The organism is Bordetella flabilis, from assembly GCF_001676725.1.
GTDB classification, from domain to species: Bacteria; Pseudomonadota; Gammaproteobacteria; order Burkholderiales; family Burkholderiaceae_B; genus Bordetella_C; species Bordetella_C flabilis.
Genome location: NZ_CP016172.1, coordinates 2,539,460 through 2,562,770, shown reverse-complemented (window position 1 = coordinate 2,562,770; position 23,311 = coordinate 2,539,460). Strand labels below are relative to the sequence as shown.

Sequence of the window (23,311 nt, the reverse complement as noted above, 5' to 3'; positions counted from 1 at the left end):
ACGCATTATCCCTTCACCACGTTCCCGCGCTCCATGCTGTACTCGTAGTACGGAAGCGTCTCGAGCGCCGCCCGCGCCGGTCCGCCGGGATCCTTCTCCAGGCGGCTCTGGCGTTGCAGCACCATGGTCTGCCGCTCCGGATCCTGGAACCGCGTCCATTGCGGCAACGTGGAGTTGTTCGGGTTGCCATGCCGGGCGAACGCCGTCCACGTCGCCGTCATCATGCGCCTGACCGGTTCGATGTCGCCGCCGGTTCCCAACATGGCGGCGGCCGCCCTCGTGGTACCGAAAATGAAGGGTACTTCCTCGGTATGCGGCGCATGGATGACGCCGCCCCGTATCGGCGTTTCGCGCGCGAACACATAGGCGTATACCGGCGCGGCGGCGTGCGCGGCCTGCAGGGAAGCGACCTTGAGCGTATTGCGCTTGAAGATATAGTCGGTCGACATCGTCGTCAGCAGTTCGCTCGGCGTATAGCGGGGATAACTGGCGCGGTACGCGTCGACCAATCGGTCGACCCGTGCCGCGTCCAGCTTCAGGAAGCGTCCCATGCGGCGCTTCACATCGGGCATCCCGAGCGCGAAATTACGCGGGTCGACCTGCAGGTAATAGGTCATCTCGGTATTGGCATTGCCGATCAACAGCGGGATATGCGCCGAGATGGCCGGTGCGGCGGGATAGAACGGGTCGGCGGTGAACGTGCGTCCGTCGATCACGGGCCGGAACGGGTCGGCGATGCCCCGGGTGGCCTTGATCAGATCGTCCATGGAGATGTTCTGCAAGGCGGCGCCCGTCAGCCTCGGCAAGCCCAGCACCGTGGCCAGCTCGCGTGCCTGGACCGCGGCTTCCTCCTGCCCGTCGATCTGGCGGCCGCCGGAGCAGCTTTGCACGATGGCCTTGTGGAACAGACCGCTGGCCTTGGGCGTTCCCATCAAGGCCACCACCTTCGCGGCGCCGCCCGATTGACCGAATATCGTCACGTTGCCGGGATCGCCGCCGAACTGCGCCACATTGTCGCGGACCCACTGCAGGGCGGCGATCATGTCCTGCACGCCGGTATTGCCCGCGTCCGCGAAGCGCTCGTCCGGGTCATCGAGCCTGACGTAGCCGAACACGTTCAACCGATGGTTGACCGTCACCACGACGACGCCGCCATCCCGCGCCAGGCCGGTGCCGTCGAACCCGGGGGCCGTGCCCGCGCAATTGGTCCAGGCGCCGCCATGCAGCCACACCATGACCGGACGCCGGCCGTTGCCGAGGACGCCGGGGGTGAAGACGTTCAGGAACAGGCAATCCTCGCTGAGCGGCTGGGTGGCGGTATACCAGTCGTTGAAGGGATCCGGCTTGGCGGTGACTTGCGGGGCGGAGGCGCCCCACGCCTGCGCGTCGACGATGCCGGCCCACTTTGCTGGCGGCCTGGGCGGCATGAAGCGGTTGGCCCCTGCAGTGGTATCCCCGTATCGCACGCCCTTGAACACGTGTACGCGTTCATTCACCACGCCGCGGACCTTGCCATGGGTCGTTTCGACAACCGGATCGGCGGCGGACGCCCGCCCTGGCGCAAGGCCTCCCAGCAGTCCCGTGCCAGCCAGCGACGCAGCCCCCTTCAGGATGGCGCGGCGAGTGGTCGAAAATCCCTTCGTATCGTCCAGCATGTTGCATGTCTCCAGGTCATGGGTGACGGCTCTGTGGCCGCTACGGCGTGTTTCCGCTGAAAGCCCAGCGGCATCCTGCGACATGACGGCGCGCAACTCAACGATGTTTACGCGGCGCGGCCCGGAATTTACATAGCTTTCGCCATTGAAAGATGCGCGCATGTGGCGATGCCGGCCCGCGCTTGCCGCCGTCGTTCCATGAACGGCGAGGGCTTCGCGAATCTGCCGACAGCGTTTACAGTTGCGTTACGCTGCAGCCCTCGTGGCTGGACATCCGTGCGCCGGACCGGCCGACAGGCCCCAGCGCGATCAATAGCCGATGGCGATGCGCGTCGCCGCAACGGGAGACTCCCTATGGATAACGAGGCCACAGACGGCAACACCCGTGGCGTGCCGGCCGGCGCAGCGTCCCCCGCGCGCGGCGCGCAAGGCGCGCATTTCGACGCCATCATCATCGGCGCGGGGCAAGCCGGACCGCCGCTGGCCGGTCGGCTGACACAGGCCGGCCTGCGTGTCGCCCTGATCGAACGCAAACGGTTCGGCGGCACCTGCGTGAACACGGGCTGCATGCCGACGAAGACGCTGGTCGCCAGCGCCTACGCGGCGCACCTGGCCCGCCGCGCCGCGGATTTCGGCGTGGCCCTGGACGGCAACGTGGGGGTGGACGTGGCCCGCCTGAAGGCGCGCAAGGATGCGGTGGTCCTGCGCGCCAGCGGCAACGTGGAAAGCTGGCTGCGCGGAATGGAGGGCTGCACCGTTTACCAGGGCCATGCGCGCTTCACCGGCCCGGACCGCGTCCAGGTCGACGGCCTGACCCTGTCCGCGGATCGCATCTTCATCAACGTGGGCGGCCGCGCGCGCATCCCCGACATGCCGGGGGTGCACGACGTGCCGCTCTTGACCAACACCACCCTGCTGGACCTCGACGTCCTGCCCCGCCATCTCGTGGTGGTGGGCGGCAGCTACATCGGCCTGGAGTTCGCGCAGATGTACCGTCGCTTCGGCAGCGAGGTCACCATCGTCGAGAAAGGCCCGCGCCTGATCGCCCGCGAAGACCCGGACATCTCCGACGCCATCCACAAAATCCTGGAAAAGGAAGGCATACGTATCCTGCTGCAGGCCGAATGCATCCGGTTCGCGCCGGATCCGGAGGGCATCGCGGTGCAGACTTCCCCGGGCCCGGACGCCCGGCGCGTCGTGGGATCGCATGTGCTGATGGCCGTGGGGCGCGAGCCCAATACGGACGATCTGGACCTGCAAGCGGCCGGCGTGCATACCGACGAACGCGGCTATATCGTCGTCGACGATACGCTGCGCACCAATGTGCCCAATATCTGGGCCATGGGCGACTGCAATGGCCGCGGCGCGTTCACGCATACCGCTTACAACGATTTCGAGATCGTCGCCGCCAATCTGCTGGACGGCGACACGCGGCGCGTCAGCGACCGCCTGCCGGGGTACGCCCTGTACATCGACCCGCCGTTGGGGCGCGTGGGAATGACCGAAGCCGCGGTGCGGGCCAGCGGACGTCCGGCGCTGGTCGGAGTCCGCCCCATGACCCGGGTGGGCCGCGCCATCGAGAAAGGCGAGACCGAAGGCTTTATGAAAGTCGTGGTCGATGCGGATACCAAGGCCATCCTGGGCGCCGCCATCCTCGGCACGGGCGGCGACGAAGCCATACACGGCATCCTGGACATCATGGCGAGCAAGTCCCCCTACACGACGCTGCAACGCGCAGTGCCTATCCACCCCACCGTCTCCGAACTCATCCCCACCGTGCTGGGCGAACTCAAGCCGTTGGCTTGAGCCGGCTTCGGTGGATTCGCCTTCCCGAATTGCCTCCGCTGGCATTGCCTTCGCTGTACCTGGCTGCCCGGCCTGGCTGCCTGGCGTCGGGTCTTCGGGCCGGGCGGAGCTGGCCGCCGCGCGGACCTAGCGCCTGCGCCTGGCCAGCACCACGCGGTTGTACAGCGCACCCAGCGCCATCAGCACGCACGTGCCGAGGAACACCGACCGCATGCCGAAATGCCCGGCGACGAATCCACCGCCTATCGGACCGACCACCTGTCCGACGTATTGCGCCGAGGTCGAGTAGCCCAGCATGCCGCCGGCGACGTTCTCCGGCACGTTGTGGCGGATCACGCTGGCGATGCAAGGCAGCAGCCCGCCCAGCGCCAGCCCCATCAGGAAGCGCAAGGCCACCAGTTGCCAGCTTTGCGTGACGAAGGCCTGCGGAATCAATAGCACGGCCGATACCGCCAGGCAGCCGATGATGACGTTCCAGTGGCCAATCCGGTCGGCCAGCCGTCCCAGGCGGGACGCCGACAGAATGCTGCCCAGCGCGGCGGCCGACATGACCAGCCCCGAAACCATGGTCACATTGGCCGGCTCGGCGAACTGGGCGACGTACACGGTGATGATCGGTTCGATGGACATGTTGGCCAGCATCAGGAGCGCACCGGTCAGCAGCATGGCCATCAGCGGTCCCTTGTCCGGCACGGCCGACCAGCCGACCTTGGGCTTGTCCGCGGCCTTGGGCCGTACCCGGCGCTCTTCCTTGATCAGGAATGCCGTCACCAGGAACGCCACGAAAATCAGCGCGCCCGAAGCCCAGAAGGTCGCGCGGATGCCGATCAGGGGCGGCAGCGCGCCGCCGATCAGCGGGCCGGCCAGATTGCCCGCCATGATGCCGGAAGACAGCACGCCCAAGGCCCAGCCGGTGCGGTGCCTGGGTGTCTGGGTCGCCACCAACACCATGGAGCCGGAGGCATAGCCACCCAGCAAGCCGGCCAGCAGGCGCAGGCCCACCAGTTGCCAGACATTGTCGGCCATGCCGATCAGCGACATGGCGATGGACATGCCCAGACTGGCGCGTATCAGCATCAGTTTGCGCCCATAGCGATCGGCCAGGCGGCCCCACAGCGGCGCGGTCAGGGCCGCGCTGAAGAAGGTGGCGCCGAACGCCACGCCGGACCATTGCACGATGGCCGCGTGGTCCGTCACCCCCAGCTGCTCGACATACAGCGGCAGGAAAGGCAGCAGCAGCGTCATGCCCACGATGGTGGTGAACGAACCGAACACGCAGATGGCGAGGTTGCGCCGCCAGTAAGGGGAGTCGGCGTGGGTGGGCGCTGTCGAAGGACGGGACGGTGGTGCTTCTGGACTGTCCATGGCGTGAGGCATATGGCGGGGCTGCTGCATCCGGCAGGGCATGATGTTCATGCCGGCCCCGCTCGGCGGCCCCGTACTATACCCCCGCACGGGTCCGCGGCCATGGCCCGACGTTGCCTGACGCTGTCCGAACAAGCCCGGACGTTGCTCCAATGTCGCGACGGGAGAGGAGCTCGGGCATGACGCCCGGACTGTACGCCACGAGCGGGCGATGCCTGAACCGCTACGCCGGAGCCGCCGCGGCCCCTGGCGCCATGCCCCGTTCCACGCCATGGCGCAGCACCCGCGTGGGCCGATGCGTTCCATAGCTGTAGCAGAGTTCGGCCAGTTCGGCGACATTCCAGAAAGCCAGATCGGCCCGTTTGCCGACCGTAATCGAGCCGGCCTGATCGTGGATGCCGAGCGCGCGCGCGGCGGCATGGGTCACGCCATTCAGGGCCTCTGCCGGCGTCAGCCGGAACAGGGTGCACGCCATATTCAACATGAGCAGCAGCGACGCGAATGGCGAGGTCCCGGGATTGCAATCGGTGGCCACGGCTATCGGCACGCCGTGCCGGCGCAGAAGGTCGACCGGCGGTACGTGCGTATCGCGCAGAAAGTAGAACGCACCCGGCAGCAACACGGCGACCGTGCCTGCCTCGGCCATGGCCTGCACGCCCGCCTCATCGAGGTGTTCAAGGTGATCCGTGGACATCGCCCGGTAGCGGGCGCCCAGCGCGGTGGCGCCGCACAGGCTCAATTGCTCGGCGTGCAGCTTGACCGGCAGCCCGAAGGCGGCCGCGGCCTGCAGCATGCGTTCGGCCTGGGCCGCGTCGAAGCCGATGTTCTCGTGGAAAACGTCGACCGCGTCCACCAGGCCCAGCCGCACCGCGGCGGGCAGTACCTGCGTACACACGAAATCGATATAGGCGTCGGCGCGGCCGCTGTATTCGGGGGGCACGGCATGGGCCGCCAGGAACGTCGTGCGTACCGTCACGGGGACCGTCCGCTCCAGCGTGCGCGCCGCGCGCAGCATGGCCAGTTCCGTGTCCATGTCCAGCCCATAGCCGGACTTGATCTCCACCGTGGTGACCCCTTCCAGCATGAGCGCCCGCAGCCGCGGCAGGGCCTGTTCCACGAGACCGGCCTCCCCGGCCTGGCGCGTGGCGCGCACCGTCGAGACAATGCCGCCGCCGGCCCGCGCGATGTCCTCATACGAGGCGCCATTCAGCCGCATCTCGAATTCGCGCGCTCGCGATCCCGCATAGACCAGATGGGTATGGCAATCGATCAGTCCCGGCGTGATCCATTGCCCATGGGCGTCCAGCGCAGGCAATGCGCGAACGTCGGCGGGTGCGTCGCGATCGCGGCCGATCCACGTAATGCGGCCGTCCCGCACCGCGAGCGCGTCGGCGTCCTGCCGGACGCCATACGGCCCGTCGCAGGACGGGTCGAAGCTGGCCACCCTGGCATTGCGTATCCAAATACCGCCGTCCAAACCGTGCGCGCCGTGGGTCATGGGGGTATCCCTGAGTATCGAGGTCCGAGGTACGCAATGTACTTGACTATACTTGTATATTCAAGCTAGATTTCTGCCATACACAACTATTCCGGCCCCACGCCGGCGAATGGAAACCATGGCCACCCCCCAGCGCGCGCTGCCGCTTCCGCCCTACGTCCGCATCAAGCAGCACATCGTGCAGCAGATCGGCGCGGGACGCTGGGCGGTGAACGAACAGGTGCCGTCGGAGAACCAGCTTGCCGCCCAGTTCGAAGTCTCGCGCATGACCGCGCGCCGCGCCATCCTGGAACTGACCCAGGAAGGCGTCCTGGTCCGCAGCCAGGGGCTGGGCACGTTCGTGGCCGAACAAAAGGCCACCCTGCCCGTGCTGGAGGTCCGCAACATCGCCGAGGAAATCGCGCAGCGCGGCCATCGCTACGCCGCCCGGGTGCTGCGCCTGGAACGCACCACCGCGCCCGACACGATCGCCGCGTCCCTGGAACTGGGCATGGACAAGTCCGTCTATCACTCGCTGATCCTGCATCTGGACAACGACGTGCCGGTGCAGTTGGAGGACCGCTATGTGAACCCGCGCACGGCCCCTGACTACATGGCGCAGGACTTCAGCGCCGAAACGCCGAACGCCTACCTGAGCCGCGTCGCGCCCCTGACCGCCGTCGAGCACACCATCGAGGCCATCCTGCCCGATGCGCGCGTCGCCCAATGGCTGGGCCTGAATACCCCGCAGGCCTGCCTGCAGGTGCTGCGACGCACCTGGGCCGGCCCGGACGTCGTGACCTTCGCCCGCCTGATCCATCCCGGCGACCGCTACCGCCTCAGCGGCCACGCCACCGTACCCGCGCGCCCCGCTCCCGCCAAGTCTTCTGGAGATTCCGCATCATGACTTCATCGCCTTCTTCCCGCCTCGACCCGTCGCGCGCCATCCGCGCCCCTCGTGGCAGCACGCTGACCTGCAAGAACTGGCTGATCGAAGCCGCCTACCGCATGATCCAGAACAACCTGGACCCGGAAGTCGCCGAGCATCCGGAGCAACTCGTGGTCTACGGCGGCATCGGTCGCGCCGCGCGCGACTGGCCTTCGTACGATAGGATTCTCGAGGTGCTGCGGCGGCTGGAGGCCGATGAAACCCTGTTGATCCAGTCCGGCAAACCGGTGGGCGTCTTCAGGACGCATGCCGACGCCCCGCGCGTGCTGCTGGCCAATTCCAATCTGGTGCCGCACTGGGCGACCTGGGAACATTTCCACGAGCTCGACCGCAAGGGCCTGATGATGTACGGCCAGATGACGGCCGGCAGCTGGATCTACATCGGCTCGCAGGGCATCGTGCAGGGCACCTACGAGACCTTTTTCTCGGTGGCCGATCGTCATTTCGGTGGCGATCCCAAGGGACGTTGGATCCTCACGGCGGGATTGGGCGGCATGGGCGGCGCGCAACCGCTGGCCGCCACCATGGCGGGGTTCAGCATGATCGCGGTGGAATGCGACGAATCCCGCATCGACTTCCGGCTGCGCACGCGGTACATCGACGTCAAGGCGAACTCGCTGGACGAGGCGCTGCAACGGCTGGAACGATCGCGTGCGGAGGGACGGCCTGTATCCATCGGCCTGCTGGGCAATGCCGCGGACGTGCTGGCGGAACTCGTGGAACGCGGCATCACGCCGGATTGCGTGACCGACCAGACGTCGGCGCACGATCCGCTCAACGGATATCTGCCGCAAGGCTGGACCATGGAGGAATGGCAGGCGCGCCGGGTGTCCGATCCGGCCGGCGTAATCCTCGCCGCGAAGCAGTCGATGGCCGGCCACGTCCGCGCCATGCTGGCCTTGCAGCAGCGTGGCGCCGCCACGCTGGACTACGGCAACAACATCCGCCAGATGGCCCTGGAGATGGGTGTCGAGAACGCCTTCGACTTTCCGGGCTTCGTGCCGGCCTACATCCGGCCATTGTTCTGCGAGGGTATCGGGCCGTTCCGCTGGGTCGCCCTGTCCGGAGATCCGGAAGATATCTACAAGACGGACGCCAAGGTCAAGGAACTGATCCCGGATGACAAGCACCTGCACAACTGGCTCGACATGGCGCGCGAACGCATCGCCTTCCAGGGCTTGCCGGCACGCATCTGCTGGGTAGGCGTGCGCGACCGGGCCAGGCTGGGCCTGGCCTTCAACGAAATGGTGCGCACCGGCGAATTGAGCGCGCCGATCGTCATCGGGCGCGACCACCTGGACTCGGGCTCGGTAGCCAGCCCCAACCGCGAAACCGAATCCATGCGCGACGGCTCCGATGCCGTATCGGACTGGCCTTTGTTGAACGCGCTGCTGAATACGGCGGGGGGTGCAACCTGGGTATCGCTGCACCACGGCGGTGGCGTGGGCATGGGTTTTTCGCAGCATGCCGGCGTGGTCATCGTGTGCGACGGCACCGACGAAGCCGCGCGCCGCATCGGCCGCGTGCTGCACAACGACCCGGCTACCGGCGTGATGCGCCATGCGGACGCCGGCTATGAACAGGCGGTGCGCTGCGCCCGCGATGCCGGCCTGGACCTGCCGATGCTCGACGCGCCGCACAGCTCGAACGCATAGGGCCCGCCCAACGCTTCCAGGCCGCCCTCCCAGGACCAGCCACCCGAGCGCGCGCAGAGAACGCGCGCAGGGGCGGTTCTGACACCTTTCCGGATCCGCCGCATTGCGCGGCGTCAGCAGCAGCAGTAGACACATACAAGGGGAATTCCATGAAACCGTCTCTGAGCATCCGTCTTGCCATGGCCGCCGCGGCCGCCGCGGTCCTGTCCACGTCGGCACCGGCCCGCGCCGCCGACACGACCTATCCCTCCAAGCCCATCACGGTCATCGTGCCCTTCGGCGCCGGTGGCGTGGCCGATGCGCTGCCGCGCATCGTGGGGCAAAAGCTCAATGAAATGTGGGGCGTGCCCGTCGTCATCGAGAACCGGCCGGGAGCCTCCGGCAACCTGGGGATGGCGCAGGTCGCGCGCGCCCCCGCCGATGGCTACACCCTGGGCCTGGCGCCGGCGGGCAATCTCACCGTCAACCCGCTGCTCTATACCAACCTGACTTTCGATACGGCACGCGACTTCGCGCCCGTGACACTGGTGGCCACCTCCCCCAATATCCTCGTGGTCAATCCCGCCGTGCCGGCGCGGGACTTCAAGGAGTTCGTCGCCTATGCCAAGAGCAAGCCGGGCAAGCTCAACTACGCATCGCCGGGCGCGGGCACGGGCGCGCACCTGGCCGGCGAACTGCTGAACCAGTCCGCCGACGTCAGCCTCATGCACATCCCTTACAACGGCATGGCGCCGGCCGTCACCGATGTGGTGGCGGGCAACGTCGACATGATGTTCGCCGGCGTATCCACCGTGCTGCCCTTCATACGCAGCGGCAAGCTGCGCGCGCTGGCCGTGGCCGGGCCCCGGCGCCTGCCGCAACTCCCCGACGTACCCACCGTGGCCGAAAGCGGCTATCCCGGCTTCGACGTGACATCGTGGTACGGCATCGTCGCGCCGGCCAAGACGCCAAAGGACATCCTGAGCAAACTGCAGCAGGACATCAACACCGTGCTCAAGCAGGACGCGGTGCGCAAGAAATTCGAAGACCTGGGCGTGGAACCGGCCGATACCACCACCGAGGCATTCGCCACGATGATCCGCGACGAGAGCCGCAAGTGGGCGGACATCGTCAAGACAGCCGGCATCAAACCCATTCAATGAACGCGGAGTCCGCTATGCAGTCCATCGACATTACTTATCTCAATGGCCCGGACATCAAGGCGCTGGGCATCACCGACGCCGAAATCCTGGCAGCCGTCGAAAGCGCCCTGCGCGCGCAAGGCCTGGGCAAGACGGTCATCGAGCCTCGGGTGCATCTGATTCCCGAGTCCTCCGCCAAGGGACACTTCAACGTACTGCGCGGCTATATCGAGCCGCTGCAGGTGGCCGGCGTCAAGGTCGTCAGCGACTTCGTCGATAACTACAAGGTCGGGCTGCCCTCGGAAATGGCGCTGCTCAATCTCTTCGATCCGAACACCGGCAAGCCGCTGGCCATTGTCGACGCGACGGCCATTACCGATATGCGCACCGGCGCCGTCACCGCCATCGGCGCCAAGCACCTGGCTCGCCGCGACAGCAAGGTGCTGGGGCACATCGGCGCCCGTGGAACGTCGTATTGGAATGTACGCCTGCTGGACAGCCTGTTCCATTTCGATGAAATCCGCGTGCATTCGCGCCGCCCGGAAAGCCAGCGCGCCTTCGGCGAGCGCCTGTCGCGCGACCTGGGCAAACCGGTCAAGGTGGTGGACGACTGGGAATCCTGCGTGCGCGACGCCGATATCGTGGTCGAGGCCTCGCGCCTGCCGGAGCCCACTCCCATGCTGAAGACCGCGTGGATCAAACCCGGCGCGCTGGTCATTCCCTATGGCACCATGAGCGCCGTGGAGCTGTCGCTGACCGACATCATGAGCAAGGTGGTGGTGGACGACTGGGGCCAGTGCCGCAAGGGCCTGCCCTTTGGCGCCTTGCGCGCGCACGTCGACAGCGACCGCATCACGCAGGAGAACCTGCATGCCGAGATCGGGCAGATCGTCGCCGGCCTGAAACCGGGACGCGAGCGCAACGACGAAACCATCCTGTTCTGGCACCGCGGCCTGTCCACCACCGATATCGCGCTGGGCCACGCCATGCTCGAGAAAGCGCGCGGCATGGGTATCGGCCAGACCTTGAAGTTCGCCTGAGCACGATGCCGCACTCACCGCTGATTGCCTCCACGCGCATGTACGACGTCGCGCCATCCGCGCGCGACGCCTGGCATGCCTTGCTGCGCGCGGCGCATGACCGGGCCGGCCTGGAAGTCGACTTTGTCGAACATGGCTGGCCCACGCCCATCGGCGAACTGTGGGAACGGCCTGGCCTGTGCGGCGCTTTCATGTGCGGCTGGCCTTACGCCCAGGCGCGCCGCGCGGGCAAGGCGTATACGGCCGTCGCCGCCGTCGTGCCGAGCTGGACGCAATACGCTGGCCAGGCGCGCTACCGCAGCGAATTCCTGGTGCGTGCGGCGGCGCCCTGGCAGCAACTTCCGGACGCGCTGGGCAGTCGTTACGGGTGGATGGTGCGCGACTCGCAATCCGGCTGGAACGCCCCGCGCAGGATGCTGGCGCAATGGACGGCGGAACGCGGCCCCCTCCTGTTCGAAGCGTCCAAGGGGCCGTACGGCAACCCGCGCGGGCTGCTGCGCGCCCTGCTGGACGAGGAGATCGACCTGACGGCGGTCGACGGCTGGTATCTGGACCTGCTACGCGCCCATGATCCGGCCGCCCTGCAAGGCGTGCGCACGCTGGCCTATACGCCATGGACGGCGAATCCCCTGCTGGTCGGCGGACCGGATGTCGACCCGGCGCTGACCGGCCGCCTTTCGCAAGTTCTATATGGAATGCACGAGGATGGGAGCTTGGCGGGCCTGCTCGCGCAGGCGCACGTCGCGCGCTTCGTTCCCGCGCATCCGGCCGCCTACGAGGCCTTGCTGGATACCGGCGATGCGGAGGCGTACCCGGAGATCAGGTGAGATCCAGGCGGGGGACGTGCAGGTTCTGGTGGATCGCTGTCCGAGGATGAAGATGGGGCGAGCCGCGCGCTCGCCCCATGCATAGCCATCAGATTACATTGAAAAGCCAGAGCAGAAGGATGATGGGAATAGGGATACCCAACAGCCAAAGCAGGATTCCAGGCATGGAGCTTCTCCTTTTCTATCGCCGGCTACGTGTGGCCAGCTTCCATGCTCATCAAGCAAGCACCATGCCCGTGCGGTCCGGCGCTCGGGGCCGAGGCGCCTTGCAGTGGTCGGTCATCAGCAACCAGTCAGCGAGTTCGGGGTCCACTAGGGGGTGAACGGACACTGCGTTCAACTACTATCCGTTCACCACAACAATATCCCGAGGAGACATCCCATGCGTCGATTCCTGCCCCGTCAACTGGCCGCGCTGTGCGCGGTCGCCATGCTCGCCGCCGTTCCGGCTGCGCGCGCCGCGGACGCCTGGCCCGACAAGCCCATCACCCTGGTTTCGCCCTACGCGCCCGGCGGCACCACGGACGTGCTGGCCCGCCTGCTGTCGAACAAGCTGCACGACAAGCTGGGGCAAACCGTGATCGTCGAAAACCGACCAGGTGCGGGCGGCAATATCGGCACGTCGTACGTCGCCCATGCCAAGCCCGACGGATATACCTTCCTGCTGGCCGCCAGCGGCCCCATCGTGATCGCCGGCACGCTGTACACCAAGCTGCCCTATCACCCCGACAAGGACTTCACCGCGGTATCGCCGCTGGCGCGCACCAGCTTCGTGGTCGCGGTCAACGCCAAGTCGGGCCTGAACTCCATCCAGGACGTCCTGAAGAAGGCCAGAGAAGGCAACCTTGCCTTCGGCTCGGCGGGATCCGGCACGCCGCAGCACATCATCGGCGAGATGTTCAGCACCGCGGCCCACGTGAAGATGCAGCACATCCCGTACAAAGGTTCCGGGCCGCTGCTCAACGACCTGGTCGGCGGCCAGGTACCGCTTGCTTTCGAAAACCCGCTGCCTATCATGCAGCAGGTCAAGGCAGGCAATCTGAAGGTCCTGGCGGTGACGGGCGCCCAGCGTTCCGCCGCCCTGCCCGACGTTCCCACACTGGCTGAAAGCGGCCTGGCGGGCATCGACGCGCAACCCTGGTACGGCGTACTGGCGCCGGCCGGCTTGCCGGACGCGATTACGAAGAAGATGAACGCGGAGATCCAGGCAGTCCTGGCTTCGCCCGATGTAAAAGCCCAGCTCGCCAGCCTGGGGGTGGAACCCATGGCCATGACGCCCCAGCAATTCCAGGCCTATATCGCCAAGGAAATCGTCACCTGGGGCGCGGCGGTCAAGGCGTCCGGGGCGACGGTGGATTAATCCGGGGGGACGACCCCGACGGCGGCTCCGGGGTCCGCATCGAGCGCGGGGCGCGATCGAGCTCGCACGCCCCGTGCGCTTCCGGCAACTGCCGCGGTCCCGGCCCCGATTACTTCCCGGTGACCCACGGAGAATTCCGCATCAGGCTGCTGAAATCCCTGCGGACGAAATGCGGGTCCTCGTAGGCCATGACGTCGGCCAGGCCGGTGCCTTGCGTCGTCTCCGGACGATGCTTCAGGCTGTCGTAGAGCGTCCGCATGAAATCCTGCGCGAACTGCGGCGGATGCGGATGTGCCGCCTCGACCGCGCTCCGCTGTGCGGCAGTGAACTCCCCGTACCCCGCGCCCACAAGATCCATATTGGCGCCTTCGGCGACCAGCGCGGCCAGGGGCGACACATGCGCCGGAATGCCATTGGTGGTGTGCAGCGCAATGGCGAGCCACACCTTCTCGCTGTCGGCTTCCGAAACACCGCGGCTTCGCAAGAAGCCACGGGCCGCGTTCGCGCCATCCACTTCATAGCGTAAATGGCTCTCGCCATAAGCGGCCGTCAGGCCGAAATCATGGAACATGGCAGCCACGTAGAGAAGCTCCGGGTCGAAAGCCAGCGCTTTGCGCTTTCCTGCCAGGGCGGCCCAGTAATAGACCCGGGTGGAATGCTGGAATAGCATGTCCCCCGTAGGACCGCGAATGAACTCCGCCGCGTCACGCGCCAGCTTGCTGTCGGGAATCTCTATGCCGGCAACCCCGGGCGCGGCGCTCGGCGCCGGTTGGCCGGGCCGGGGGGTCAGCGTCTGGGTCTAGCCCGCGGGCGCCAGGACGGTCCCGGCGAGTCCCACGGCGACGCAGGCGACGGTGATGATAGTGCCCACCTTCATGGTCTGTCTCCTTGCCGGATATCGCTGCTCGCGGGCCAAGCGACGGCATGGGAGGCGACCACATGCCTCGCGCGTCGCCGCATCCGGGGATTATCGGACTTTGGCCCCATGCCCGCCATGGGCGCGGACGCTGGCACCGATGTATCGTCCGGCACGCGGCTTCCGCTACGATGCCGCCTTTTCGATTCGACGATTCGGACCACAGATGACCATTCGCGCAGCTCATCCGGAGGACTTCGACGCCATTGTCGGCGTCTGGGAGGCATCGGTGAAAGCCACCCACCGCTTTCTGTCGGAAGGCGATGTCGCAGCGCTCAAGCCGAGGATCGCCGGCGAATATCTGCCCGCGCTGCGCGTTCATGTCTGCCTGGACGCTTTACATCGCATCAAGGGCTTCGTGGCCACATCGGCGGACAAAATCGAGATGTTGTTCATCGCGCCCCAAGCCATGGGCCGCGGGATGGGAAAGGCACTGCTCCGGCACGCGATCTCCGACGGACATTACCTTGTGGATGTAAACGAACAGAATGATCAGGCGCTCGGCTTCTACAAGCGCATGGGCTTCGAGGTCGTCGACAGATCACCCGTCGATGGGCAAGGCAAGGCTTTTCCGATCCTGCACATGCGATTGAAGCGATGAGGCGCTGCGCGATGGACGCCAGCGTTCCCGGGCTGCATCTCCCGGTATCACTCCGGCTCGATTCCCGCCGCCTTCACGGCCAGGCCACCCTGCGCCCGTTCCGCCGTCTGGAACTGACTCAGTTCCGAAGGCGTAGAGGTCCAGGACTCCGTCGCCGAGTTGGCGAAGAATGCCTTGGCCTGTGGACTCTTCGTCGCGACGATCAGTAGTTCGCGCAGCCGCGCCACGACGCCTGCCGGCGAGCTCCCCTACTCCGGCAGCAAAGCCGCCAGCGTCTCAAGGCTGTCCGCATCGGCCGGCGTCTTGTCCTGGCGCCAACGCAGCATGCGGGGAAACCGCACCGCGATACCGCTCTTGTGCCGGCCACTGCGGGCGATGCCTTCGAACCCGAGTTCGAAGACCTGGGTGGGCTCCAGGCTGCGCACCGGCCCGAACTTCTCCACCGTGGTCTTGCGCACGATGGCGTCGACCTTGCGGATCTCCTCGTCGGTCAGGCCGGAATACGCCTTGGCGAACGGCACCAGCCGGCGCTCGGGTGCGTCCGGGGGGCCGTCCCAGACGGCAAACGTGTAATCCGTATAGAGGCTGGCGCGACGCCCGTGTCCGCGTTGCGCGTAGATCAATACCGCGTCCACGGAAAACGGATCGACTTTCCATTTCCACCAGACGCCACTTTCCTTGGTGCGCCCCACCCCGTAGCGGGCGTCGGCGGCCTTGAGCATCATGCCTTCGACGCCCAACGCGCGGGACGCTTCGCGTTGCCGGGCCAGGTCCTGCCAATCATCGCCGTGCAGCAGCGGCGACAGCTCCAGCGCGGGGTCATGCACCCGGAAGGCCAACTGTTCCAGCGCCGCGCGCCGGGCAGACTGCGGTTGCGAGCGCATGTCCTGGCCGTCGAGCTCCAGCAAGTCGTAGGTAAGCAGCACCACCGGCGCGTCGGCCAGCAATTTCGCGCCCACCGTTTTACGCCCGAGGCGCTGCTGAAGCAGCGCGAAGGGTTGCACCCTGCCCTCGCGCCAGACCACGATCTCGCCATCCAGGACCGTGCCTTCCGGCAAGTGGGTGCCGAGCCGCATCAGCTCGGGAAAGCGCTCGGTGACCAGTTCCTCGCCACGCGACCAGACCCAGGTCTGTTCGGCGCGCCGCACCACCTGGGCGCGGATGCCATCCCATTTCCATTCGACCTGCCAACGCGCCGGCGGGCCGAGCAGATCCTGGAACGCCGCCGGGTCGGCGGACAGCGGATGCGCAAGGAAGAACGGATAGGGGTGGCCGTCCGCGCGCGCCTGGGCGTCGTGCGACAAAGGCGCCAACAAATGCGTGAACGCATCGGACTGCGGACGCGCCCCGATATCGGTGTAGCCGATCAGGCGCTGCGCCATATGGCGGGCGTCGACGCCGGCGACCTCTGCCAGGGCACGCGTCAGCAGGAGCTTCGATACCCCGACCCGCATGGCACCGGTCATCAGCTTGGCGCAGACAAAACGCCCGTGTGCATCCAGCCGGCCGAACAGATCGCTTAGGCGATGCAGGATTTCTGCCGGTGGCAGGCCGCGCAACGGCAGCAGGCGTTCTTCCACCCACTCGGCAAGCCCCGCCTGGTCCTCCGTGCCCGGATCGGGCAGCAACAGCGCCAGCGTCTCCGCGAGATCGCCGACGGCCTGGTAGCTTTCCTCGAACAGCCATTCCGGGATGCCGGCCGTCTCGGTTATGAACTGCCGCAGAACCTTGGTCGGGACCAGTTGGCGCGGCTTGCCGCCGGCCAGGAAATAGGCGGCCCAGGCGCCATCCGCCGCCGGCGCCGTGCGGAAGTAGTCCTGCATGGCAGCAAGTTTGGCGTTGCTGGAAGTGGTGGCATCCAGCTTTGCATACAGGTCCGCGAAGGCCTTCATGCGGCCTCCTTGGGATCCGTATCGGCCCCGCCCTCGTCCTCCTCGGCGCCGTACTCGGTGGTGAAGGACTCGGCCTGCCAGCCCTGTTCGTTCAGCCAGCGCACCAGCACGCCGACGTTGCCGTGCGTCACGATCACGCGCCGCGCCCCGGTCGCCGCGATGGCGTGTTGCAGGCCCGGCCAATCGACGTGGTCGGACATCACGAAACCGCGGTCCACGCCGCGCCGCCGCCGGGCGCCCCGCAGCCGCATCCAGCCGCTGGCGAAGGCATCGGCGTGGTCGCCGAAGCGGCGCATCCAGGTACTGCCCCGGGCCGAAGGCGGCGCCAGCACCATCGCGCGCCGCAAGGCCGTCGGGTCGGCCAGGTCGCTCACCGTGACCGTAGCCGGCAGCCGCACGCCCGACTGACGGTAGGCGCGGTTCAGCGTTTCCACTGCACCATGCGTCACGATGGGGCCGATCGATGCATCCAAAGCGTGCAGAATCCGCTGCGCCTTGCCGAAGGCATAACAAAACAGCACGGACGGGCGGTCCTGGGCCGCATTGGCCGCCCACCAGGCATTTATCTCGGCATGCACGGCCGGAGCCGGGTCCCACCTGTAGATGGGCAGGCCGAATGTGGACTCTGTAATGAAAACGTCGCAGCGCACGGGTTCGAATGGCGTGCAGGTTCCATCTTCCTGCAATTTGTAGTCGCCGGATGCGACCCAGACCTCACCCCCATATTCCAGGCGGACCTGTGCCGAACCCAATACATGCCCGGCGGGATGCAAGCTGATACGAACGCCGTTGTGGACGCGCGGCTCGCCATAGGGCACGGCGTCCAGCGCGATGTCGCCGAGGCGGCTGCGCAGGACGGCGGCCCCCGGGGCGGCGGCAAGGTAATGGCGATGGCCGCCACGCGCATGGTCCGAATGCGCGTGGGTGATAACGGCGCGCTCCACGGGGCGCCACGGGTCGATATAGAAATCGCCCGGCGGGCAATACAGGCCTTCCGGCCGTGCGACGATAAGATCCATGAGCGCTGGGCGGGGCCGCGGAGTCCGGCGGATATCCGCCCTGGAAAAGAAGAAGGACCCGGCATAAGCAAATCCCGGGCCAGAATATCCCCCGGAAGTTACCAATATACACATCTGCCCACCCCTGAGGCCGCGCAAAATGCATGCTCTTCCTTAGCCGATATACCCTTGGGCACGCCGCTTGCCAAGGATATACATCTGGCCGATCGCGGACGGCACTCCCGCTTAGGAGAAATTACGTTACGGGTAATTCCTACGCGAGGGGCGGCAATATCGTTACAGCCCCGCCCATCCGTTTACGCCGACCGGCTCCAGTTTTACGTTCGTTGGTTCCTTCCCCTCTCAAGCGCGATTCTCCATTGGAGTCGGTATCGTGTCGCTAAAAATCTTGGCTGTAACGTCGGAAGCATTTCCCCTGGCGAAAACCGGTGGCCTGGGGGATGCCATCAGTGGCATGGCCCGCGCCCTGCACGCCGGCTCGGCCGCTTCCGTGACAATAATGCTTCCCGCCTACCGCGGCACGCTGGACCACCTGGTCCAGGTGCGGCAGGTCGCTCACCTGAGCCGGCTGCCCGGCGGCGATGCGAAGTTGCTCTCGGGCATCTGCCCCGCCATGGGCAACGTGCCCGTCCTGCTGGTGCAGAACGACCGCCTGTACCACCGCGACGGCCTGTACGTGGATGCCGAGGGCCGGGAATACGAAGACAACGCCATCCGCTATGCCGCCCTGTGCCACGCCGCCGCGTGCGTGGCGGCCGGCGCGACGATGCTGGCCAAGCCGGACATCGTGCACGCCCACGACTGGCATGCTGGCCTGGTGCCGCTGCTGCTGCATGACGCCGGCATCACGGACGTCAAGACCGTGCTGACGGTGCACAACATGGCGTTCCAGGGCGTGTACCCGATGGCGCTGGCCCCCGAACTGGGCGTCGACGAACGCTACCTGACCACCGAAGGTATCGAGTACTGGGGCCAGCTCAGTTTCATGAAGGCCGGCATTCGCTATGCCGACCGCATCACGACGGTCAGCCAGACCTACGCACGCGAGATCCTGACCGCACGCTTCGGCTGCGGCCTCGAAGGCGTACTGGCCACGCGCGAACATGACCTGGTGGCGGTGCCCAACGGCATCGACGCGGAGGAATGGGATCCGGCCTCCGACACGCATCTGGGCGAACACCGCTTCAGCACCAGCGACATGGCGAACAAGCAAGCGTGCAAGCTGCGCCTGCAGCGCCACTTCGGCCTGACCGAAAACGTGCGCGCGCCGCTGCTGGTCATGGGCAGCCGCCTGACTCATCAGAAAATGGCGGATATCGCCGTGCAGGCGCTGCCCGTCGCGCTGGACGATTATCCTGAACTGCAGGTGGCCGTGCTGGGACAAGGCGAGAAGCCGCTTGAAGCGGCCCTGCGCCAACTGCAGCGCCGCTATCCTGGCCGCTGCGCCGTACGTATCGGTTTCGACGAGAACACCGCGCACATGCTTCACGCCGGCGGCGACCTGCTGTTGCATGGCAGCCGTTTCGAGCCTTTCGGGCTGACGCCGCTGTACGCCATGCGCTACGGAACCATCCCCATCGGGTCGAAGGTAGGCGGCATGGCCGACACCATCCTGGACCCCGGTCCGCGTGCCGGGCGCGACGCCATGCGCAGCGCGACCGGCTTGCTGTTCGAAGGCGATACTGTCGACACGATGGTTGGCGCGATTGCCCGCGCCATGAGCCTGTATCGGCGTCCCAGCGTGTGGCAGGCCATGCAGTACCGCGCCATGACGGCGGACTTCAGTTGGGAACGCGCTTCGCCTGCGTATGTCAGCCTGTATCGATCGCTGGTTCCGGACGAGGCGACGGTGGAGGCCGCGACGGCGAGTACCGCGACCGCGGCCCGGCCGTCCTTGCTGGACCAGGTCACCGCCGCTGCGCGCCCGCTGACGGGCAACATGGTCGGGCGGAAAGGGCACGCCAAGCCGCCCGGGGCATTGCCGACCGGTGCTGGCGCGTGACGGGCGGACAGCGGACGTCCTGGTGGCGGGGGGTGGCATAGCGCTTCCCCTGCCGCGTTGCAAGGCATGACGCCAGGCAACGCGGTCTCCGTGCGGCTCGCCCCGGCATGATCCATGCCGCCACCCCTCCCCGGCAGACGCCTGCGCCTCATACCGTGGCAGTTGGTCATTCCGCAATCTTCAACGAGACACTCACGAGCCCATCAATGCGCATTTACTACGTCCATCCCGTCCTCGCCGGTCCGCTGTCCAACCACGCCGACGGAGGCTGGCCGACGCTGTGCGCACGTGCCAAGGCCTTGGGTTTCGATACCCTGATGACGGCGCCGCTCTGGGCGCCCGATGCCGCCGGCAACCCGTACGTCCCCAGCGACCCTGACCAACTCAACCCTGCGCTGGGCGGCGAGCTAAAGCTGGACCAGGCGCTCGCCACCCTTTCGACATTGTGCGGTAAATACGGCCTGGCCTTGATCGTCGACCTCGTGCTGGATCGCGTCGCCGCCGACGGGCCCATGGCGCGGGCGCATGCCCCGTGGTATGCGGCGCAGGACGGCGTGGACGCCCTGCGCGATCCGCGCAAGCCATTGGAAGATCGCTACGCAATTGCCCTGCAGCGCGACGCCGGCGCGGCGCCGGAGGGATTCATTGCGCACTGGGTGGAACGGCTGGGCCTGTGGGTGCAGAACGGCGTTGCCGGGTTTCGTTGCCTGTCGCCGCAGCACCTGAACGCCGCCGAATGGCGCGACCTCATGGAAGGCGTGCGTGCGGTACGCCCGGATTGCCGCTTTCTGGCGTGGACGCCAGGACTGAACCTCGGGCAGTTGCAGGGCCTGACGGGCGCGGGCTTCGATGGGGTGTTCTCCTCCCTGCCCTGGTGGGACTATCGCGCACCGTGGCTGGCCGACGAATATGTCCGCCTGCGCGCAGTCGCGCCCGTGATCGCGCCCGTGGAAGCGCCCTACGCCAAGCGCGTGGCGGCGTGGCGGCCGGACAGCGATGGACGCTACCAGAACGCCGCCCGCGCGCTGTGGACGGCCGCCGTGGTCGGCGATGCCGGCGTGCTGGTGCCCATGGGCTTCGAGGACGGCGCGACAGAGGCGCTGCAAATACAGGGAGCGCCGACGTCCGAAGGGTCCGCCGCGCCGACGACTGCAGAAGCCCACCCCGCCCTGCACGGAGACATCTCGCAGGCCAACCAATGGCTGGCGCGCACCACCGCCGCGCAGGGCCCGCTGCACAGCCTGCTGGGGCCGCAAGCGGCCGTCACGGCGCTGTTCCGCGGCGATGGCCGCCCTTTCGCCGTCCCGGGCTCGGGGCGCAGCCATGCCCGCATGGTGGTGCTGAACCCCGATGACCACCGCGAAGTCTCCGTCGACTGGCCCGCGCTGTGCGCACGGCTGCCGGACAACTATTCCCGCCTGGATAGCTGGGAAGCGGAACGGCCCGCTCGCGAGGTGCCGGACCGCCTGGGTCCGGGAGCGATCCTGCGCCTGGGCGCCAGCCGCCTTGCCCCCGTGCGGATGCCGACTTCCGACGAAGGCCGGCTTTCCGTAACCGCCGCGATGCGTGCGCCCCGCGTCGTGGTGGAACGCGTTGCGCCTGCGGTCGATGATGGCGCCTTCCCGGTCAAGCGCGTGGTGGGCGAGCCCATCCATGTCGAGGCGGATGTCTACATGGACGGCCACGACAGGATTGCGGTGGCGGTACTGTGGCGGCCCGCCGACGAAAGAGACTGGCAACGCGTCCCCATGACGCTGCTGAACAACGACCGCTGGCAGGGCAGCTTCGTGCCGCGCCGCAACGGCCGGCACTACTTCGTCATCCAGGCCTGGGCCGATACCTGGACCTCGTTCCGCGAAGGATTGCAGAAAAAGCACGCCGCCGGCGTGGACATCGCGCTGGAAACCGCCGAAGGCAAACAGGCCATCACCCAGGCGCTGGAGCGGCTGCCGGGCGATGCGCCGGCGGCGACCGTGCTGCAGCACGCGCTGCGCGTGCTCGGTTTCGAGCCGGAAGCGCCCAAGCCACGCCGCGGCCGCCGCAAGGCGGATGAGACCGCCCCGCCGGTCTTCGCCGCGCCCACGGCCGAGCAGGTCGCCGTGCTGCTCGCCGAGGACACGGCCGAGGCCATGCGGCAGGCCGACGACCGCCCTTTCGAATACACCACGCCGGTCGAATACGGCGTCACCGTGGATCGAGCGGCCGCGCGTTTCTCCAGCTGGTACGAGATATTCCCCCGCTCGCAGACCGACGATCCCGACCGGCACGGCACCTTCGACGACGTCATCCGCGAGTTGCCGCGCATCCGCGACATGGGCTTCGATACGCTCTACTTCCCGCCCATCCATCCCATCGGGCGGCGCAATCGCAAGGGACGCAATAACAGCTTGCGCGCCGGCGCCGGCGACCCCGGGAGTCCGTACGCGATAGGCGCCGAGGAAGGAGGCCACGATGCGTTGCATCCCCAGCTGGGCACCTTGGACGACTTCAAGCGCCTCATCGAGGCGGCGCACCGGCACGGACTGGAGATCGCGCTTGATTTCGCGATCCAATGTTCGCCCGACCATCCCTGGCTGAAGGAACACCCCGAATGGTTCGACTGGCGTCCCGACGGGTCCCTGAAGTATGCGGAGAATCCGCCCAAGAAATACGAGGACATCGTCAACGTCGATTTCTACGGGCCGAGGGCGGGCGCCTCGCGCCAGACGCCGTTGTGGCGCGCGCTGCGCGATGTGGTGTTGTTCTGGGCGGCCCAGGGCGTGCGCGTGTTCCGCGTCGATAACCCGCATACCAAGCCGCTGCCTTTCTGGCAGTGGCTCATCGCCGACGTGCAGAGCCGCCACCCGGGAACCATCTTCCTGTCCGAAGCATTCACGCGGCCTAAGATGATGTACCGGCTGGCCAAGATCGGCTTCACGCAGTCGTACACCTACTTCACCTGGCGCGACACCAAGCAGGAACTCACCGAATACCTGACCGAGCTGAACCAGGCGCCTCCTGCGGAGTTTTTCCGCCCGCATTTCTTCGTCAACACGCCCGACATCAACCCGCGCTTCCTGCAGGCCTCCGGGCGCGGGGGCTTCCTGATCCGGGCCGCCCTGGCGGCGACGCTGTCCGGATTATGGGGCGTCTACAACGGCTTCGAGCTGTGCGAGGCCGCCGCCATGCCGGGCAAGGAGGAGTACCTGGACTCGGAGAAGTACCAGATCCGCATCTGGGACCACGACCGTCCCGGCAACATCGTGCGCGAGATCACGCAATTGAACCAGTTGCGCCGCGCGAACCCGGCCTTGCATAGCCATCTCGGCCTGCGTTTCCATACGGCCTACAACGACCGGGTGCTGTTCTTCTCCAAGGCGACGCCCGAGCGCGACAACGTGGTGCTGGTGGCCATCAGCCTGGATCCGTTCGAGCCCCAGGTCGCGCAGTTGGAGCTGCCGCTATGGGAATTCGGGCTGCCGGACCACGGCACGCTTTATGCCGATGATCTGATCGACGGTGGACACCAATCCTGGCAGGGCAAGCAGCAGACGGTTTATCTGCATCCCGGTCAGCCTTTCCGGATATGGCGGGTCACGGGTACCGCGTAGCCCCCTTGCCCCCAACAGAAGACGAACAAGCAGGCG

General features: G+C 66.9%; 17 protein-coding genes. 10 read left to right on the top strand and 7 right to left on the bottom strand.

Translation table 11 applies throughout. The features are described from left to right. Positions 1 to 5: 5 nt before the first annotated feature. Positions 6 to 1,655 (bottom strand): carboxylesterase/lipase family protein, encoded by a 1,650-nt coding sequence (locus BAU07_RS11180; RefSeq protein WP_066665319.1) that lies wholly within the window; start codon positions 1,653 to 1,655, stop codon positions 6 to 8. 354 nt (positions 1,656 to 2,009) lie between these two features. On the opposite strand from BAU07_RS11180, the gene BAU07_RS11175 reads away from it, so the two are divergent. Continuing rightward, positions 2,010 to 3,461 carry an FAD-containing oxidoreductase gene (locus BAU07_RS11175; protein WP_084025604.1) on the top strand — a complete coding sequence of 484 codons (1,452 nt, stop codon included), beginning with the start codon at positions 2,010 to 2,012 and terminating at the stop codon, positions 3,459 to 3,461. Positions 3,462 to 3,587: 126 nt separating this feature from the next. Here BAU07_RS11175 and BAU07_RS11170 read toward each other — a convergent pair whose 3' ends face one another. Next, positions 3,588 to 4,838: an MFS transporter gene (locus BAU07_RS11170; protein WP_232338283.1), complete on the bottom strand. Its 1,251-nt coding sequence runs from the start codon at positions 4,836 to 4,838 to the stop codon at positions 3,588 to 3,590. 211 nt (positions 4,839 to 5,049) lie between these two features. Next, positions 5,050 to 6,324, bottom strand: coding sequence for an imidazolonepropionase (gene hutI, locus BAU07_RS11165; protein WP_066657391.1), 1,275 nt, complete (start codon positions 6,322 to 6,324; stop codon positions 5,050 to 5,052). 118 nt (positions 6,325 to 6,442) lie between these two features. On the opposite strand from hutI, the gene hutC reads away from it, so the two are divergent. The 6 genes from hutC to BAU07_RS11135 all read left to right on the top strand — a co-directional run bounded on the left by hutC (position 6,443) and on the right by BAU07_RS11135 (position 13,255). Beyond that, positions 6,443 to 7,210: a histidine utilization repressor gene (gene hutC, locus BAU07_RS11160; protein WP_084025602.1), complete on the top strand. Its 768-nt coding sequence runs from the start codon at positions 6,443 to 6,445 to the stop codon at positions 7,208 to 7,210. Further along, on the top strand, positions 7,207 to 8,907 hold the full coding sequence (gene hutU / locus BAU07_RS11155; protein ID WP_066657385.1) for a urocanate hydratase: 1,701 nt from the start codon (positions 7,207 to 7,209) through the stop codon (positions 8,905 to 8,907). Before hutC ends, hutU begins: the two co-directional genes overlap by 4 nt. A gap of 149 nt (positions 8,908 to 9,056) precedes the next feature. Then, entirely contained in the window at positions 9,057 to 10,049 is a 993-nt protein-coding gene (locus tag BAU07_RS11150) for a Bug family tripartite tricarboxylate transporter substrate binding protein (RefSeq protein WP_066657384.1), read from the top strand. A gap of 14 nt (positions 10,050 to 10,063) precedes the next feature. After that, complete coding sequence (locus BAU07_RS11145; RefSeq protein ID WP_066657383.1) at positions 10,064 to 11,068, top strand: ornithine cyclodeaminase family protein; 1,005 nt, start codon at positions 10,064 to 10,066, stop codon at positions 11,066 to 11,068. Between the two features lie 5 nt (positions 11,069 to 11,073). Beyond that, positions 11,074 to 11,895 (top strand): phosphate/phosphite/phosphonate ABC transporter substrate-binding protein, encoded by an 822-nt coding sequence (locus BAU07_RS11140; RefSeq protein ID WP_066657381.1) that lies wholly within the window; start codon positions 11,074 to 11,076, stop codon positions 11,893 to 11,895. Between the two features lie 382 nt (positions 11,896 to 12,277). Then, the gene (locus BAU07_RS11135) at positions 12,278 to 13,255 is read left to right on the top strand and encodes a Bug family tripartite tricarboxylate transporter substrate binding protein (RefSeq protein ID WP_066657379.1); all 978 of its coding nucleotides are present in this window, start codon (positions 12,278 to 12,280) and stop codon (positions 13,253 to 13,255) included. Positions 13,256 to 13,364: 109 nt separating this feature from the next. Here the strand turns inward: BAU07_RS11135 and BAU07_RS11130 are convergent, their stop codons facing one another. Beyond that, positions 13,365 to 14,045 carry an HD domain-containing protein gene (locus BAU07_RS11130; protein WP_066657377.1) on the bottom strand — a complete coding sequence of 227 codons (681 nt, stop codon included), beginning with the start codon at positions 14,043 to 14,045 and terminating at the stop codon, positions 13,365 to 13,367. A 292-nt stretch (positions 14,046 to 14,337) separates the two neighbouring features. On the opposite strand from BAU07_RS11130, the gene BAU07_RS11125 reads away from it, so the two are divergent. Then, positions 14,338 to 14,772 (top strand): GNAT family N-acetyltransferase, encoded by a 435-nt coding sequence (locus BAU07_RS11125; protein ID WP_066665306.1) that lies wholly within the window; start codon positions 14,338 to 14,340, stop codon positions 14,770 to 14,772. A gap of 47 nt (positions 14,773 to 14,819) precedes the next feature. Here the strand turns inward: BAU07_RS11125 and BAU07_RS11120 are convergent, their stop codons facing one another. Genes BAU07_RS11120 through BAU07_RS11110 form a run of 3 tightly spaced genes read right to left on the bottom strand, consistent with a single transcriptional unit; the run spans position 14,820 to position 17,683 of the window. Further along, positions 14,820 to 14,999, bottom strand: a complete 180-nt coding sequence (locus tag BAU07_RS11120; RefSeq protein ID WP_066657375.1) for a hypothetical protein — start codon at positions 14,997 to 14,999, stop codon at positions 14,820 to 14,822. A gap of 21 nt (positions 15,000 to 15,020) precedes the next feature. Further along, positions 15,021 to 16,664: an ATP-dependent DNA ligase gene (locus BAU07_RS11115; protein ID WP_066657373.1), complete on the bottom strand. Its 1,644-nt coding sequence runs from the start codon at positions 16,662 to 16,664 to the stop codon at positions 15,021 to 15,023. Then, positions 16,661 to 17,683 (bottom strand): ligase-associated DNA damage response exonuclease, encoded by a 1,023-nt coding sequence (locus BAU07_RS11110; RefSeq protein ID WP_066657371.1) that lies wholly within the window; start codon positions 17,681 to 17,683, stop codon positions 16,661 to 16,663. Before BAU07_RS11110 ends, BAU07_RS11115 begins: the two co-directional genes overlap by 4 nt. A 370-nt stretch (positions 17,684 to 18,053) precedes the next feature. Here BAU07_RS11110 and glgA point away from each other — a divergent pair, with 370 nt between their 5' ends. Together glgA and BAU07_RS11100 are read left to right on the top strand one after the other, a co-directional pair. Next, positions 18,054 to 19,685 carry a glycogen synthase GlgA gene (gene glgA / locus BAU07_RS11105; RefSeq protein WP_157122188.1) on the top strand — a complete coding sequence of 544 codons (1,632 nt, stop codon included), beginning with the start codon at positions 18,054 to 18,056 and terminating at the stop codon, positions 19,683 to 19,685. A 206-nt stretch (positions 19,686 to 19,891) separates the two neighbouring features. Further along, positions 19,892 to 23,275, top strand: coding sequence for a maltotransferase domain-containing protein (locus BAU07_RS11100; RefSeq protein ID WP_066657367.1), 3,384 nt, complete (start codon positions 19,892 to 19,894; stop codon positions 23,273 to 23,275). Positions 23,276 to 23,311: the final 36 nt, after the last annotated feature.

Coding starts and splice junctions, on each gene's coding strand:
- hutI (WP_066657391.1), bottom strand. CDS start 6,324: ATGACCCACGGCGCGCACGGTTTGGACGGCGGTATTTGGATACGCAAT.
- BAU07_RS11140 (WP_066657381.1), top strand. CDS start 11,074: ATGCCGCACTCACCGCTGATTGCCTCCACGCGCATGTACGACGTCGCG.
- BAU07_RS11100 (WP_066657367.1), top strand. CDS start 19,892: ATGCGCATTTACTACGTCCATCCCGTCCTCGCCGGTCCGCTGTCCAAC.
- BAU07_RS11135 (WP_066657379.1), top strand. CDS start 12,278: ATGCGTCGATTCCTGCCCCGTCAACTGGCCGCGCTGTGCGCGGTCGCC.
- BAU07_RS11145 (WP_066657383.1), top strand. CDS start 10,064: ATGCAGTCCATCGACATTACTTATCTCAATGGCCCGGACATCAAGGCG.
- hutC (WP_084025602.1), top strand. CDS start 6,443: ATGGCCACCCCCCAGCGCGCGCTGCCGCTTCCGCCCTACGTCCGCATC.
- BAU07_RS11115 (WP_066657373.1), bottom strand. CDS start 16,664: ATGAAGGCCTTCGCGGACCTGTATGCAAAGCTGGATGCCACCACTTCC.
- hutU (WP_066657385.1), top strand. CDS start 7,207: ATGACTTCATCGCCTTCTTCCCGCCTCGACCCGTCGCGCGCCATCCGC.
- BAU07_RS11170 (WP_232338283.1), bottom strand. CDS start 4,838: ATGCCTCACGCCATGGACAGTCCAGAAGCACCACCGTCCCGTCCTTCG.
- BAU07_RS11175 (WP_084025604.1), top strand. CDS start 2,010: ATGGATAACGAGGCCACAGACGGCAACACCCGTGGCGTGCCGGCCGGC.
- BAU07_RS11180 (WP_066665319.1), bottom strand. CDS start 1,655: ATGCTGGACGATACGAAGGGATTTTCGACCACTCGCCGCGCCATCCTG.
- BAU07_RS11110 (WP_066657371.1), bottom strand. CDS start 17,683: ATGGATCTTATCGTCGCACGGCCGGAAGGCCTGTATTGCCCGCCGGGC.
- BAU07_RS11150 (WP_066657384.1), top strand. CDS start 9,057: ATGAAACCGTCTCTGAGCATCCGTCTTGCCATGGCCGCCGCGGCCGCC.
- BAU07_RS11125 (WP_066665306.1), top strand. CDS start 14,338: ATGACCATTCGCGCAGCTCATCCGGAGGACTTCGACGCCATTGTCGGC.